Raw genomic sequence first — 13,552 nt, 5'->3', positions numbered from 1 at the left:
TTGTTCAAGCGATGACACCTGGGGAGGGGGCGGCGACCGGGTTCCCGGCAAAAAGCGGGGCACGAGCCCGCGCTTAATCCTCGTGCTTCGTGCGCTTACGGGTTGCAGCCGTGTATTGCCCCGACTCGGCAGGCGCGTCGTCCACCTCAACCCGAATCGTCTTGCGGTAGCCCGCCCAATCGGCTTCGGACATGGCGGGTTCACCGTTGGCCAGGAGACCCATTCCTTCACGGTCCTCATAGCGGTGCGCGGCATCGCCATAGGTGCCGCGCATCAAGGGTTGAATTTGAAACAGGGGCACGCCCTTTGGAATTTCGATCGGCACATCGGTGGCGATCAACTGGATGTTGGTGAATAGCGGGAATGGATGGAAAGAGTCCGACTCCACCAAACCTTCAGAACACGAATAAAGATGGCTGCCACGGACATTGGCGACCGGTCGCACCAGCACACTCCAGCCAGGACGCGTGCCGCAAAGCAAGCCTGACCAAATCTGCACAATGCCCCGCACCGGAAGGCAAGACAGAAATGGCGGGGCCAAACCCTGCATCTCTTCGGGCGCATTCGCGTCCCAATATTCCGCAAACCCTGGCAGGTAAGCTTTGGACAGCGGCACCCATTCGTCATCCTGCTTGAAAAAAACGTCCGCCCCGTTCCACTTCAAAAAGATGTCCTCAGGCGGGAATATGTACCAACCAAATGAAGACGCCATGCGCATCGGCTCACAATGGCGAAACGCCATGGTGGGCATGATACCCATGGCCGATTTGTCCGCCCGCATCGGGGGGATTGCGGCCGGATAGACCCGGTGAAACGTTACCGTTACGTCATCATCGCTTGGTGTATCCGGCTGCATAGGCTATTGGCCTCCCATCAAAGCAAAATCAACCCGCGTTCTTTTGCAGATGTGCCCTGACAGTGGGCGACACAAAGCCAGAACCCATTTGCACAACCTTCTTCTGCACATGCGCCTTGACGGCTGGCGTCACAAATCCGCCAGCGCCCATTTGCACGACCTTCGTCTGTGTGTTGGCCGCGATTGCGGGGGAAATTGCCTTGTCACCGGTCTGTACTTTTTGCATTGCATGCTCCTGTCATTGTTGAATGATGGTCGCCCGAGCGGACAACCGCGCTGAATATAGCAGACGATGTCTGGCACAGCGCTTGCGCACCTTGCATGGGTACACTGCGGGCTGACCATCGGCCAAGGCACCATGCGCACATACTCTTCAACCGCCGCCCCCAACCCAGCCACGAGCGGCTGGCAGACCCACCTGGCCCTGGTCGCCTTCATCCTGCTTGTGGCCAGCTCGCCCGCAGTGACCCGACTAGCGGTCACCAAGACGCTGACCCCTTATGACTTGATCCTGATGCGCTGCGGCATCGGCGGGCTCATCCTTTTGCCTTATTTCTTGATGCATCTGCGCGAGATGTCGCGCCGCCTGCTGGTCGTGGGTTTTCTTCTGGCATTTTTCCAGGGCTGGGGCACCCACCTGACAACCGTTATCGGCCTGCAGTTTGCGCCGGCGGCCCACGCATCGGCCTTGGGGCCTGGCTTTATTTCGGTATGGGTGGCGGTGTGGGCGTGGTTGTTCTACCGGCAGCCACCATCGCGAATTCAGTTGACCAGCTTGGCACTGATAGCGCTGGGCGCCGTCGTGCTGTTGCTAAATTCCAGCGGCGCAGCGTTCACGCCACAAACAGTGTTGGGCGACCTGCTTTTTCTCTGTGCTTCTGCGTTTGGCGCTATCTACCTTGTGTACATTCAAAAAAATCAGGTGCCGCCAATGCAAGGCGCGGCGATGGTTGCGGTGTATTCAGGCTTGGTGGTGGTGCCCTGGTATATGGCCTCGCCCCTGCAAAGCAGAATCATGGACACACCGGTGCCCGAGTTGATCATTCAGGTGCTGTATCAAGGTGTGGGGGCTGGCGCTTTGTTTGTGGCACTGCTGGGTTTTATCGTTGTGAGAATGGGCAGCCAGCGCTTTAGCATGGTGGTGGCTTGCGTGCCGATCCTGGCCCTCTTGTTCGGCCGCTGGATTGCCGGGGACGGTATCAGCATGGTGGAATGCGTGGCCATAGGCCTGGTTTCAACGGGCGTTCTTTATGGCGCCTGCGCGAATTTCAGCTTGTACAAAGCTGCCGCCAACTGACTGCGCAAGACGGGCTGTGCAAGGGCTTTTTTCAGCGTTGATACAACAGTGTGGAGATCGATGCGCATACTGATGCATGAGTGTCACACCGCCTGCCAATACTTCCGCCAGAATGGAAGGTTGTCCCAATCAATCAAGATGCAATGACGCCCCCTGCGACGGACCTGCCCAACTTCCAGCCCCGGCACACCAAAGTGCTGATGGTGATGGACGTGGTGGAGTCGGTGCGCTTGATGGAGCTGGACGAAGACGACTTTGTGCAGCGCTGGCGCGAGCTGGTGGCACAGGCCGAGCACCACATCCTGCCGCAGCATGGCGGGCGCATTGTCAAAAGCCTGGGCGACGGCCTGATGCTGGAGTTTGCCAGCGCGCAGGGCTGCTCCAAAGCCGCTTTTGAGTTGCAGGGCTATAGCCAGCAGGCCAACCAAGGCATTGCCTCCGAGCGAAAAATGCACCTGCGCATGGGCGCGCACGTGGCGGAGTTCGTCAGCGACCAGCATGATATTTATGGCAGCGATGTCAACCTGACCGCCCGCCTGTGTTCCCTCGCCGGCCCGGACGAGCTGGTGGTGTCCGCCGATCTGCGCGACGGCTTGACCGCAGCACTGGACGCCGACATTGAAGACCTGGGCGAATGCCACCTCAAGCACGTCAAAGAACCGGTGCGCACCTACCGGGTGGGGCCGGTGGGGCATGCGCCGGTGATACCGTCGAACAAGACTTTGGCACCAGACTTCCGGCCCACCATTGCCGTGATTCCGTTTGAAGCGCGCAGCAACGAGCCTGAGCATTTTGTGATTGGCGAGCTGATTGCCGATGGTGTCATTGGGCAACTTTCGCGTAGCCCGGACCTTCGCGTCATCTCACGCCTGTCCACCACCGCATTCCGGGGACGAGCCGGCGCCATGCCAGAAGTCGAGTCGCGGCTGGATGCCTCGTTCGTGCTGTCGGGCAGCTACATCGCCAGCGGCGGCAAGATTTTGATCATGGCGGAGCTGGCGGACACACGCAACAACGAAATCATCTGGGCTGATCGTGTGTCAGGGGAGACATTTGATTTATTGCAGACCCAGAGCGAACTACTCAATGGGATTGCTGCAGCAACATCGCGCGCGCTACTCGATGCGGAGGTTCAGCAAGCCCTGGTGCAGCCGATGCCACGACTGGACAGCAGTTCTCTGCTGCTGGGCGGTATTTCAATGATGCATCGTTCGTCTGTACGCGACTTCGACCGCAGCCGCTTGACCCTGGAAGCATTGATAGAACGGCATGGCCGCATCGCAACCCCGAGGGCTTGGCTAGCCAAGTGGCACATCATGCGGGTCATCCGGGGGTTGAGCGATGCGCCTGGAAAAGACACCCAGTTGGCTCTTGATCAAACTAAACGAGCGCTCGACATTGAACCGGGCAACGCACTAACGCTTGCCATTGAAGGACATGCACATTGTCAATTGCTCGGGAACATAGAACTAGCAAATCAAAGACTTCAGCAATCAATGGCTTCAAACCCAAGCGAACCAATGGCATGGTTATTCAAGAGCGTTCTTTCCACTATGTGGGGTGCGCCAAGAGACGCGGTTGTTGAGGTTGAGTATGCCAATGCACTATCGCCTATTGACCCACTTAAATACTACTTCGACATGCTTTTGTCGGCGGCACTATTGACGGTCAATGAACAGGCTCAGGCAATTGCATTTGCTCGGCAATCCTTGAGAGCAAATCGACATCACGCTCCAACCTTGCGAGTACTTCTCACTGCGCAAGTAGAAGCCGGATTGGTAGGCGAGGCGCGTACCACGTTGAACTCTCTGTTACAAGAAACACCAGGACTGACAATTGCAAGCTATCTTGCGATTGGAAGCGCTAGCAGCGTCACGCGACAACGTTGCGTGATCGCGTTGCGCGCATTGAATCTCGCGGAAAATTAGTTTCAACAATTTAAAAGGAAAATGATATGAGCGGTGGGTATAGCGGTGGGTATAGCGGTGGGTATAGCGGCGGGTATAGCGGCGGGTATAGCGGCGGGTATAGCGGCGGGTACGCCATGGACCCGGCCGTAGAAGCGCATGCCCTGTCCACAAACCGCGCTGCCCTGGTAGGCCCCTTCCAGGGCGCTACCCTCCCCGCCACCCTGCCCACGCCGCTGGACAAAGCCGAACGCCTGGCCGACTGGGCCGTCGGTCCGCGCATGGCGGTGTGCGAGCTGGAGTTGTTGTCCGGCCTGCATTTCAACGTCAACCAGGCCAAAACCTCGATGACACTGGGCTTTGTGGACCTGGGCAAGAAGCCGCTCAAAGACCTGGCGCTGGCGCGGCTGGTGCGCCCCACCGAGAAAATCTTCAAGCAGCAGTTGGACCTGGTGGCCAACTATGCCGAGCTGCGCGAGGACCGGGGCGCTGAAATTCTGGCGCAAGTCAATGGCGGGGGCGCCTTCTGGGCCTCCATCATCGGCTTGACGGCGCACCGCCACAAATACACGCTGGAGCTGCTGGACCTGGCCATGTCCTTGGCGACGCACGTCGAGATGCGCTTCAAGCACGGTTTTGCCTGCCAGCGTCCGGTCGATCTGTCACCCCAAATCCAGCCGATGATCCCCACACCCGGCCACGCCAGCTGGCCCAGCGGCCACGCCACCGAAGCCTATCTGACTTGCGCACTGCTGCAATCGCTGTTGCCGCACGGCGGCAAGTACCGCGAGCAATTGGAGCGGCTGGCCGCGCGCATTGCCGTCAACCGCACAGTCGCCGGCCTGCACTACCCGGTAGACAGCGCGGTGGGGCGCCTGCTGGGCACGGTGCTGGCCGATTTCATGGTGGCACGCTGCACCACCGCCAAGCTGCACGAGCGCGGCTTTGATGGCCGCAAGTTCCACGATGCCAAGGGCCATGTGATCGACTTTGACCCACGGGTCTCCATGGCCGACAACCAGAGCGGCTACTACGAACTGATGGCCGGCAGCCATGCGGTCGCCGCCTCGCCCTTGCTGAATTTCATGTGGACCCAAGCCGCTGCGGAATGGGCTCCCCTCCAATAAGGCGCCACCATGCACTGGACTCCTCTGCCCCAAGGGGGCTTTACCGGCATCAACTGGGCCGTACCAGGCGCCACCGCAGGTTTTGACCCCTACCTGATCTGGGCCGAAGCCGACAACTTTGCCGGCTATGGGCTGAGCAAGCCGCCCAAGTGGCTGCCGCTGCTGGTCGAGCTGGCGCCCGGCGTCAGCGTAGCGCAGTTGCTGGCGGCAGCCTCACCCGTGTGGCTGTATGTGCCACCGGTGTACACCTCAGCCACCGCACCTACCGGGCTGCGTTATTGCACGGCACGGGTGCGACCGGCTTTCTTCAAGCACATCCAGCCCGGGGGCAGTTTGCACGCACTGGTGCAGCGCTTTGAGTTGGGGCTGCCCGCTGGCCACCATGCCGACGACCCGACCGCGCCCACCACATCCAGCCAGGCCAAGCCGCCGGCCTTGCTGGATGGCAAGGTGATGGGCCTGATTGACGGTGGCCTGGCTTTTGCACAGGCCAATTTCCTGCGCAAGGGCAAGACACGCATCCAGCACTTTTGGCGGCAAGACCACAAGGGCGTGGGCCAGACGCCCACTGACCTGAACTACGGCCATGCGCTGACGGCGGCCGACATCGACCAGGCCATGCAGAACAACACCTATGGCGGCCTGGTGGACGAGACGGCGGTGTACACCCATTTCAAGATGGGCATGGAACTGAACAAGCGCGTGAACCACGGCACCCATGTGCTGGACATTGCCTGCGGCCCACGCACAGTGCTGGCCCAGATAGCGGGCGCGCCGCCCCACCCCGATGCGCCACCCAGTTGGGCCCAGGCGGACGACGAGGCCAGCCGCTGCGATATCGTGGCCGTACAGCTGGACTGGGACACGGTGCTGGACACCTCGGGCGGCTCGATGAATGTGCACATCATGGACGGCCTGATGTTCATCCTGGCACGCTGCACCGCCAAGGCCAAAGTGGCCGTGAACCTGAGTTGGGGCACGCTGGCCGGGCCACATGACGGCAGCTCGGTGCTGGAGGCGGCGATGGACCAGCTCATCACCCTGAAAGCCGGGCACCTGCAAATCGTTCTGCCCGCCAGCAACAGCTACCAGAGCCGCACGCATGCCAACACAACGCTATCAAAAGGTGAGCAAATTACACTTGATTGGCGGGGGCAAGCGGCCGATTTGACTCAAAATTTTCTGGAACTGTGGCTCCCTGCCGGGGCGCAAGGCATTGCCGTGCAACTGACGCCACCGGGGCAACCCAGCCTGCCGCCCCTCAAATGGGGCGAGTCTGGCACCTGGAACACAGCGGATGGCAAGCCCCTGTGTGCACTGATTTATCCACAGCGTGTGGCGATCGGTGCCCACGGCACCTGTGCCTTGATCGCCGTGGCCCCGACATTGGCCTTTGACAAGAAGACGGCCACCGCGCCCAGCGGCGTGTGGCAGGTGACGATCAGCAACACCCAGGCAGGCAAGGTAACGGTAGACGCCTATGTGGAGCGGGATGACCAGATCATCGGGGTGCAAACAGGTGCCGAGCAATCGCACTTTGAAGACCGCTGGTATGACACCAGTGGCAACCCGGGCTCGTTTGTGGATCACCCGGACAACCCTTCGCCCATTCGGCGCAGCGGTAGTTTCAACAGCATTGCCACAGGGGCCAAAACCATCTCGGTGGGCGGCGTGCGTGTAACGGGCTCGACCTGGGCACACTATTCGCCGCGCAAGCCAGACCCCGATGCCACGCGACCCGAGCGGCCGGGCATCGTCAAGGTGCCGGACATGCAGGCTTGCAGTGATGAAAACCCGATACTGCTGGGCTTGAAGGCGGCGAGCACGCGCAGCGGCGGTGTGGCGCGTTTGGTGGGCACCAGTGATGCAGCGCCGCAAATCACCCGCAAGGTCTTCAACGCGCTGTAAAAAGCGAGGGCGCGCCTACCAGTTCGCCGGTAGCTTGCTGAGCAGCGTCAGGCGCTTGATACCGAGCTGGATATAGCCACCTTTTTCAAGATCTTTCAGCAAACGACTCACCATCTCGCGGGAGGCGCCGACTCGGCTGGCGATGTCCTGGTGGGTGATGGCGGTGATTTCAACCGGCTGCTCCGGGCTGCCCGGACCGCCGTAACTCTCCAGCAGGACCGACACGCGCCCGTACACATCCATCAGCGCCATGCTGCGGGCAGATTCCGTGGCGTTGCGGGCGCGCCGGATGACCTGGGCCACGAGGTCCATCGCAAAGCCGGGCTCCTGGTCCAGATGATCGCGCACGGCGGCGCGGGTCACCACGGCGCAGGTGCAGGACTCAAGTGTCACGACCGAGGCCGAACGGGGTCCACCATCCAGTGACATTTCGCCAAAATAGTCGCCTGCATGGATATGGCCAAAGGTGATTTCCCGGCCATCAAGATCGGATGCGAACACGCGAACATGGCCCTTGGTCAGCACAAACAGGGTGTCGCCGGCATCGCCTTCGGACACGATGATGGTGTTCTTGGCGTAGCTGCGCAGCGTGCCACGCTGCGCCAGGCTGCGTAAAGCCGGGCTCAAGGTAGAGAGTGTTTTTTCCTGAATTGCGGCTTGGCGTGAGGCGGTCATAGAAGTGTGTGGGGCGAACTGCCGCACTCTAGCATGACCGTGTTTTCCGGCTTGTGCCGCAGGCGTCAGGCCAGGGTGAGCGCCTTGCCCGACAGGCGCTGGGCCAGCCCTTGCGCCAAACGGTTCACCGTGCCGTAGATCGACAGCTGCGGATTGGCGCCAATACTGGTCGGAAAAATGGAGCCGTCGTGAATCGACAGGTTGTCCAACTGCCAGTGCAAGCCGTTGGGGCGTGTAACGCCAAGCTTTTCGCTGCCGGCCATGCCGCAACCGCCCATCACATGCGCACTGACGACCTTGGTCAGCAAGGGTTTCATGGGCAGCGCATCGACAGCTTGCTTGGCCTCGGTCCAGCCGGTGTACGGGCGTGCCATTTCATGCAGGGGCAAGACCTGGCGGGCACCTGCGGCAAACTGGATTTCCATCATGGCCAGCAAGGCACGGCGCGCGCCCTCCATGACAAAGTCGGTCAGCGGGTAGTCCAGCAAGGCCGAGCCATCGGCGCGCAGCTTGACTCGTCCGCCAGCGGCCTGCTCGTGAAAACCGTCACGCAACAGGGCCAGCAGCACATGGGTGTGAGGAAACTTGGCCAGCAAATCCGCCTGTGCCTGCCCGTAACCCGACACAGTGGAGGCAAAGATGACCGGATGCAGCGGCGGCGCTTCGAGCTTGAAACCGATCGGTCCGTCAATGGGCTGGGTGTCCATGAAGTGGTCGGTGTAGATGGTTTGCGGCGCCCCGGCCCAGGCCTGCACCCTTTGCTCCATGATGGCCGCTGACATGACCACTGGATGCAAAAAGGTACGTGTGCCCAGGCGACCATGCGGGTCAGGAGCATGCGAACGCAGCAGCAAGGCTGCCGAGTTGATGGCGCCAGCTGACAGCACAAAGTGCTCTGCTACGATTGTTGTAGCTGACGAGACAGCCTCCACGGAGGCCCCATTGGGTTTTACGGCCACACACTTCACTGATTGCACGCGCCCATTGGCCAGCTCGAAAGTCTGGGCCCGCGTTTCCACCAGCAAAGTTGCGCCCAGATCCAGCGCGGCGGGGATGGTGGTGACCAGCATCGATTGCTTGGCGTTGGTCGGGCAGCCCATGCCGCAGGAACCCAAGTTCCAGCAGCCCTTGACGTTGCGCGAAATGGCTGCTGCCGGGATGCCCAGCTTGGCCGCGCCACGGCGCAGCAGATCGTTGTTTTCGTTCGGGGGCGTCAGCCAGGTGCCAATGTTGAGCCGTGTTTCAGCTTGCTGAAAGTAAGGTGCAAGGGCATCGCTGGTGTAGTCGCTCAGTCCAAAGTGCTGCTGCCAGTAGTTCAAGGTACTGGCGGGCGTCCTGAACGAGCTGGTCCAGTTAACCGTGGTGGAGCCGCCTACGCATCGCCCCTGCAGGATGGTGATGGCTTTGTCTTCGGTCTTGCGACCGGCGCTTTCCTGGTACAGCGAGGGGTAGGCTTCGGCCTCTTTCTGATTGAAATCGGTGCTGCTTTTCAGCGGCCCTTCTTCGACCATGACAACCTTCAAGCCGGCCCGTGTGAGCAGTTCAGCGGTGATGCCGGCCCCGGCGCCCGAGCCAATGATGGCAACATCACAAGTGATTTTTTCGGGAAGCACACCATGGGCACCGCCCAACACCTTCCAGCCACGTTTCAATCCCTCGCGGATCGGATCCTGCAAACTGCTCATGAAATGACTCGTTTTCGATTTAGATGGTGACGGGGCCGGGATAGCCCAGCACAGACCAGGTACTGGCATCCGAAAAGTAAGCTGCGCCCACGATGTCGTGTAGTGCGTGGTAGCTTTGCTGGCGCAGCGCCAGACGCGACATGCGCATGGACTGCAGGGCCTCTTGCACCGCCCCAATGCTGGCGTCAGGCCAGTCCGTAGCCAGCCCGGCCAATGTGCGTCGGCCAAGGCCCGTGGCCAGCAGGCCCAGCAATTGAGATAGTTCGGCCTGTACGTGCGGCGGAAATGCCTGCACCATGGCGTCGATGCGTTGCAGCATGCCAGCGAGGGCCAACTGCTTCTCGGTGGCGGCCGCCGGAAGCGTGCCCTGCAAGATGGCGCTCGCCACACTGGAAAACAATGCCCGGCCAGCGGCTGTCAACTTGCCTTGCTGCAGACCAGGTTGCAACAAGGTGCTGGCGCCACCAGCCACGATCAGCACGGCAATGGACGTGGCGCCCAATTTGAGCAGTGTTCTTCTTTGCATCTTGAGAATATCGCACGCAACTGCACACCATCTGTAGGGCGCCGCACCTAGATAGACTTGGGGTTTATATGGACGCTAAAACAATTATTCGAGATGCAGTGGAGCGGGTTATGACGCTTCGCAAAACTGCTGCAGCAACGCCCGGACTGGCCCAGGCCGTGAGCGAGGTCAAGCATTTCCAGGCACGGCGATTCAAGGGCACTTACGCCGACATGCTTGGCTCAAGCCAGTACAAGCCAGCGGCACTCTTTTTTCTGGAGGAGCTGTACAGCGAGAAGGACTATTCGAGCCGCGATGCCCAGTTTGCACGTATCGCAGGGGCACTGGAACGCATATTTCCGGAGCAGGTGGTCCAGACGGCGGTATCGCTAGCTCGCTTGCACCGCCTGACGGAAGAACTTGATCTGGCCATGGGTCAATGCTGGCTGAACAGCGGCAAGGGCCATGAGGTGGCCCGCTATGTGGCAGCGTGGCGAGAAGTAGACCGCCGCGCAGATCGCCAGACCCAGGTAGAAACCGTGATGAGCGTTGGCCATGAGTTGGATCGACTCACTCGCATGCCGGGTTTGCGCTTGATGTTGAAGATGATGCGCAGTCCGGCCAACCTGGCGGGACTGGGAGCCTTGCAGCGATTCCTGGAGTCCGGCTTTGACACGTTTGCCGCGATGGGGCGCAAGGGCGATGGGGCCACCTATTTTCTGTCAACGGTGCAGGCGCGTGAACGGGCCTTGATCGCGCTGCTTTTCGAAGGAAACTCTGTCGCCTGCGAGACCAACCTGGCTCAAATACTGGGAGAACCCCCGATAGCCCCGGCAGGCAATGCGCGGGCACAATAGTCACAAAGACAAGGAGTTTCCATGGAAAAAATCTGGCTCAAGAGTTACCCCGAAGGCGTTCCCGCCGAGATCAATCCCGAACAATACCGCTCGTTGACGCATTTGCTGGAGGAGTCCTTCCAGAAGAATGCCGCCAAACCTGTCTCGGTCTGCATGGAAAGCTGGATGACCTACGGTCAACTTGACAAGCTGTCGGCGACCTTTGGCGCCTGGCTTCAAAGCAAAGGGCTAGAGCCCGGCGCCCGGGTGGCGATCATGCTGCCCAACGTACCCCAATTCCCTGTGACCATGGCTGCAATCCTGCGCGCTGGTTACACCTGTGTGAATGTGAATCCGCTCTACACCGCGCGTGAGTTGGAGCACCAGTTGAAAGACTCGGGCGCTACGGCCATTGTCGTTCTGGAAAACTTTGCCGCGACACTGGCCGAGGTCATTGACAACACCCAGGTCAAGCATGTTGTCGTTGCATCCATGGGCGATTTGCTGGGCTCACTGTATGGGCGATGGATCAGCTTCGCGGTCAGGCACGTGGCGCGGATCGTCCCCCCCTACAAGTTGATTCTGACCGGCGGAAGGACCGCAATCTCTTTCAGGCAGGCCCTCGCAGAGGGCTCATCCAAACCCTTCAAGTCGGCACCCAGCACGCTGGATTCGATTGCATTTCTTCAGTACACCGGCGGCACAACGGGCCTAAGCAAGGGCGCAGTACTCACTCATCGCAATATCGTGGCCGCCGTTTTGCAGGCTGAGTCCTGGTTCACGCCGGCACTGACGCGCATCGGTGATGTCAGCAAAACCAACACCATTGCAGCACTGCCGCTGTATCACATCTTTGCGCTGACAGTGTCGCTTCTGGCTATCCGCTGGGGCGCACACCTTACCCTGATACCCAACCCGCGTGATATCGGTGGGTTCATCAAAACGCTCAAGAAACGACCATTCCATTTGCTACCAGCCGTGAATACCTTGTTCAATGCGCTGTTGCAGCACCCGGACTTTAAAACCGTTGACTTCTCTCACCTGTGTGTTTCACAGGCTGGCGGCATGGCTGCATCGGCGGGTACCGCCAAACACTGGCTGGAAGCGACGGGATGTCCGATGGTCGAGGGCTGGGGCATGAGCGAGACTTGTGCCATCGGCACCAACAATCCGGTTCTTACCAAGGAATTTTCAGGCACCATTGGATTGCCACTGCCCAGTATTGACATTGCCATCAAAGACGACGACGGACATTCCCTGCCCCAAGGCCAGTCCGGCGAGATCTGCATTCGCGGCCCCAATGTCATGACGGGTTATTACAAACAGCCCGAAGAAAACAGGCACGCCTTCACGGCGGATGGTTTCATGCGCACCGGTGACGTAGGCATCATGGATGCACGCGGATACACGAAGATTGTCGACCGCAAGAAGGACATGATTCTGGTCAGTGGTTTTAACGTCTTCCCCAGTGAGCTGGAGAATGTCATTTCCCTGTGCAACGGTGTTGTCGAATGCGCAGTCATTGGCGTTCCCGATGAAAAACAAGGTGAAGCCATCAAGGTTTTCGTTGTGCGCGATGACCCACACCTGACCGAAGAAGATGTCGCCAAGTACTGCCAGCAGCATTTGACCGGCTACAAACGCCCAAGACATATCGAGTTCCGTGACGATTTGCCTAAGTCGAATGTGGGCAAAATTCTGCGCCGCGAACTGCGTGTCGAAGCTTAAGTCACCTGCCGGGAGCTACCGTGGCTAACCGGCCATCGCTCCCGCCTGGACTTACCGTATTTGAGCGTGGCTGGCTGTCGTCCAACAATATTCTGATTTGTGGGGAGCAGTCTTGCGCACTGATCGACAGTGGGTACGCGACTCATGCCGAGCAAACCGTTGCGCTGGTTGACTCTGCGCTGGCCGATCGGTCACTTGATTTGCTGGTGAACACCCACTTGCACAGTGACCACTGTGGCGGCAACGCTGCGCTACAAGAAAGATACCCCGCTCTGCAAACTTTGATCCCCCCCGGTTTGTCCGAGTACGTACGTAACTGGGACCCCGTCGCACTGACATTTGAGCCCACAGGTCAACTTTGCCCTCAATTTGGCTTTGACTCCGTCCTCGTACCAGGCTCTGAGATGGCGTTGGGAGACCTCCATTGGGAGGTTCACGCCGCCCCGGGACACGACTCGCACTCAGTCATTTTGTTTGAACCAAGGTCCCGAACACTGATTTCGGCTGATGCACTCTGGGAAGTGGGATTTGGTGTGGTTTTTCCTGAGTTGGAAGGTGATGCCGCATTCCACGAAGTCGCACAAACCATTGATCTGATCGAATCGCTATCGCCTCAGATCGTGATTCCTGGCCACGGCTCTCCATTTTCCGACGTCGCCAAGTCCATTGATACAGCGCGCAAACGACTGGATGGGTTCATGGTTGCGCCTGATAGACATATCAGATACGCAGCCAAAGTGCTGGTCAAGTTCAAACTTCTTGAGTTTCAAAACATAGAACTCTCGGCGCTCATCGCCTGGGCAACTTCAACGCCCTATTTCGTAACAATCTACAAACAGAACTTCGCGGAAGTTGACTTTCCCGCTTGGATCGAATATCTCGTGACAGAACTGATCAAGTCTGGAGCTGCGTCGCGTGACGGAACTCTGATTCATAACATCTGAAGTTCGAATTTTTCTTCAAATCGCAAACGAAAAAAAACGCCCCATCGCTTGATGGGGCGCTTTCCGGTTTAATAGCCTGACGAT

Annotated in this window: 12 protein-coding genes; 7 read left to right on the top strand and 5 right to left on the bottom strand. The window is 59.4% G+C overall.

Annotated elements, in window-relative coordinates:
* Window positions 1–73: 73 nt before the first annotated feature.
* A complete protein-coding gene (locus tag IV109_RS04080) occupies window positions 74–856 on the bottom strand; it encodes a hypothetical protein (protein WP_296692573.1) in 783 nt (260 codons plus the stop codon).
* 28 nt (window positions 857–884) lie between these two features.
* Window positions 885–1,082: a hypothetical protein gene (locus tag IV109_RS04075; RefSeq protein ID WP_296692570.1), complete on the bottom strand. Its 198-nt coding sequence runs from the start codon at window positions 1,080–1,082 to the stop codon at window positions 885–887.
* Window positions 1,083–1,214: 132 nt separating this feature from the next.
* Here IV109_RS04075 and IV109_RS04070 point away from each other — a divergent pair, with 132 nt between their 5' ends.
* The 4 genes from IV109_RS04070 (at window position 1,215) to IV109_RS04055 (ending at window position 7,095) form a co-directional block, all read left to right on the top strand.
* Window positions 1,215–2,153, top strand: coding sequence for a DMT family transporter (locus tag IV109_RS04070; protein ID WP_296692568.1), 939 nt, complete (start codon window positions 1,215–1,217; stop codon window positions 2,151–2,153).
* 143 nt (window positions 2,154–2,296) lie between these two features.
* Entirely contained in the window at window positions 2,297–4,081 is a 1,785-nt protein-coding gene (locus tag IV109_RS04065; RefSeq protein WP_366834224.1) for an adenylate/guanylate cyclase domain-containing protein, read from the top strand.
* A 116-nt stretch (window positions 4,082–4,197) separates the two neighbouring features.
* Window positions 4,198–5,187 carry a phosphatase PAP2 family protein gene (locus IV109_RS04060; protein ID WP_296692562.1) on the top strand — a complete coding sequence of 330 codons (990 nt, stop codon included), beginning with the start codon at window positions 4,198–4,200 and terminating at the stop codon, window positions 5,185–5,187.
* Window positions 5,188–5,196: 9 nt separating this feature from the next.
* A complete protein-coding gene (locus IV109_RS04055) occupies window positions 5,197–7,095 on the top strand; it encodes a hypothetical protein (protein ID WP_296692558.1) in 1,899 nt (632 codons plus the stop codon).
* Window positions 7,096–7,110: 15 nt separating this feature from the next.
* On the opposite strand, the gene IV109_RS04050 is transcribed toward IV109_RS04055, so the two are convergent.
* The 3 genes from IV109_RS04050 to IV109_RS04040 all read right to left on the bottom strand — a co-directional run bounded on the left by IV109_RS04050 (window position 7,111) and on the right by IV109_RS04040 (window position 9,981).
* On the bottom strand, window positions 7,111–7,770 hold the full coding sequence (locus IV109_RS04050; protein ID WP_296692557.1) for a Crp/Fnr family transcriptional regulator: 660 nt from the start codon (window positions 7,768–7,770) through the stop codon (window positions 7,111–7,113).
* A gap of 65 nt (window positions 7,771–7,835) precedes the next feature.
* Complete coding sequence (locus IV109_RS04045; protein ID WP_296692554.1) at window positions 7,836–9,455, bottom strand: GMC family oxidoreductase; 1,620 nt, start codon at window positions 9,453–9,455, stop codon at window positions 7,836–7,838.
* 19 nt (window positions 9,456–9,474) lie between these two features.
* Window positions 9,475–9,981 carry a hypothetical protein gene (locus tag IV109_RS04040; protein WP_296692552.1) on the bottom strand — a complete coding sequence of 169 codons (507 nt, stop codon included), beginning with the start codon at window positions 9,979–9,981 and terminating at the stop codon, window positions 9,475–9,477.
* Between the two features lie 110 nt (window positions 9,982–10,091).
* Here IV109_RS04040 and IV109_RS04035 point away from each other — a divergent pair, with 110 nt between their 5' ends.
* The 3 genes from IV109_RS04035 to IV109_RS04025 are packed head-to-tail and all read left to right on the top strand — an operon-like array spanning window position 10,092 to window position 13,468.
* Window positions 10,092–10,817, top strand: a complete 726-nt coding sequence (locus IV109_RS04035) for a hypothetical protein (RefSeq protein ID WP_296692550.1) — start codon at window positions 10,092–10,094, stop codon at window positions 10,815–10,817.
* 21 nt (window positions 10,818–10,838) lie between these two features.
* On the top strand, window positions 10,839–12,524 hold the full coding sequence (locus IV109_RS04030; RefSeq protein WP_296692549.1) for an AMP-binding protein: 1,686 nt from the start codon (window positions 10,839–10,841) through the stop codon (window positions 12,522–12,524).
* A gap of 20 nt (window positions 12,525–12,544) precedes the next feature.
* A complete protein-coding gene (locus IV109_RS04025; RefSeq protein ID WP_296692547.1) occupies window positions 12,545–13,468 on the top strand; it encodes an MBL fold metallo-hydrolase in 924 nt (307 codons plus the stop codon).
* Window positions 13,469–13,552 lie beyond the last annotated feature (84 nt).

It is taken from the genome of Rhodoferax sp. (genome assembly GCF_018780565.1).
In the GTDB taxonomy this organism is placed as follows: Bacteria; Pseudomonadota; Gammaproteobacteria; order Burkholderiales; family Burkholderiaceae_C; genus Rhodoferax.
This window is presented reverse-complemented; position numbering and strand designations above follow the sequence as displayed.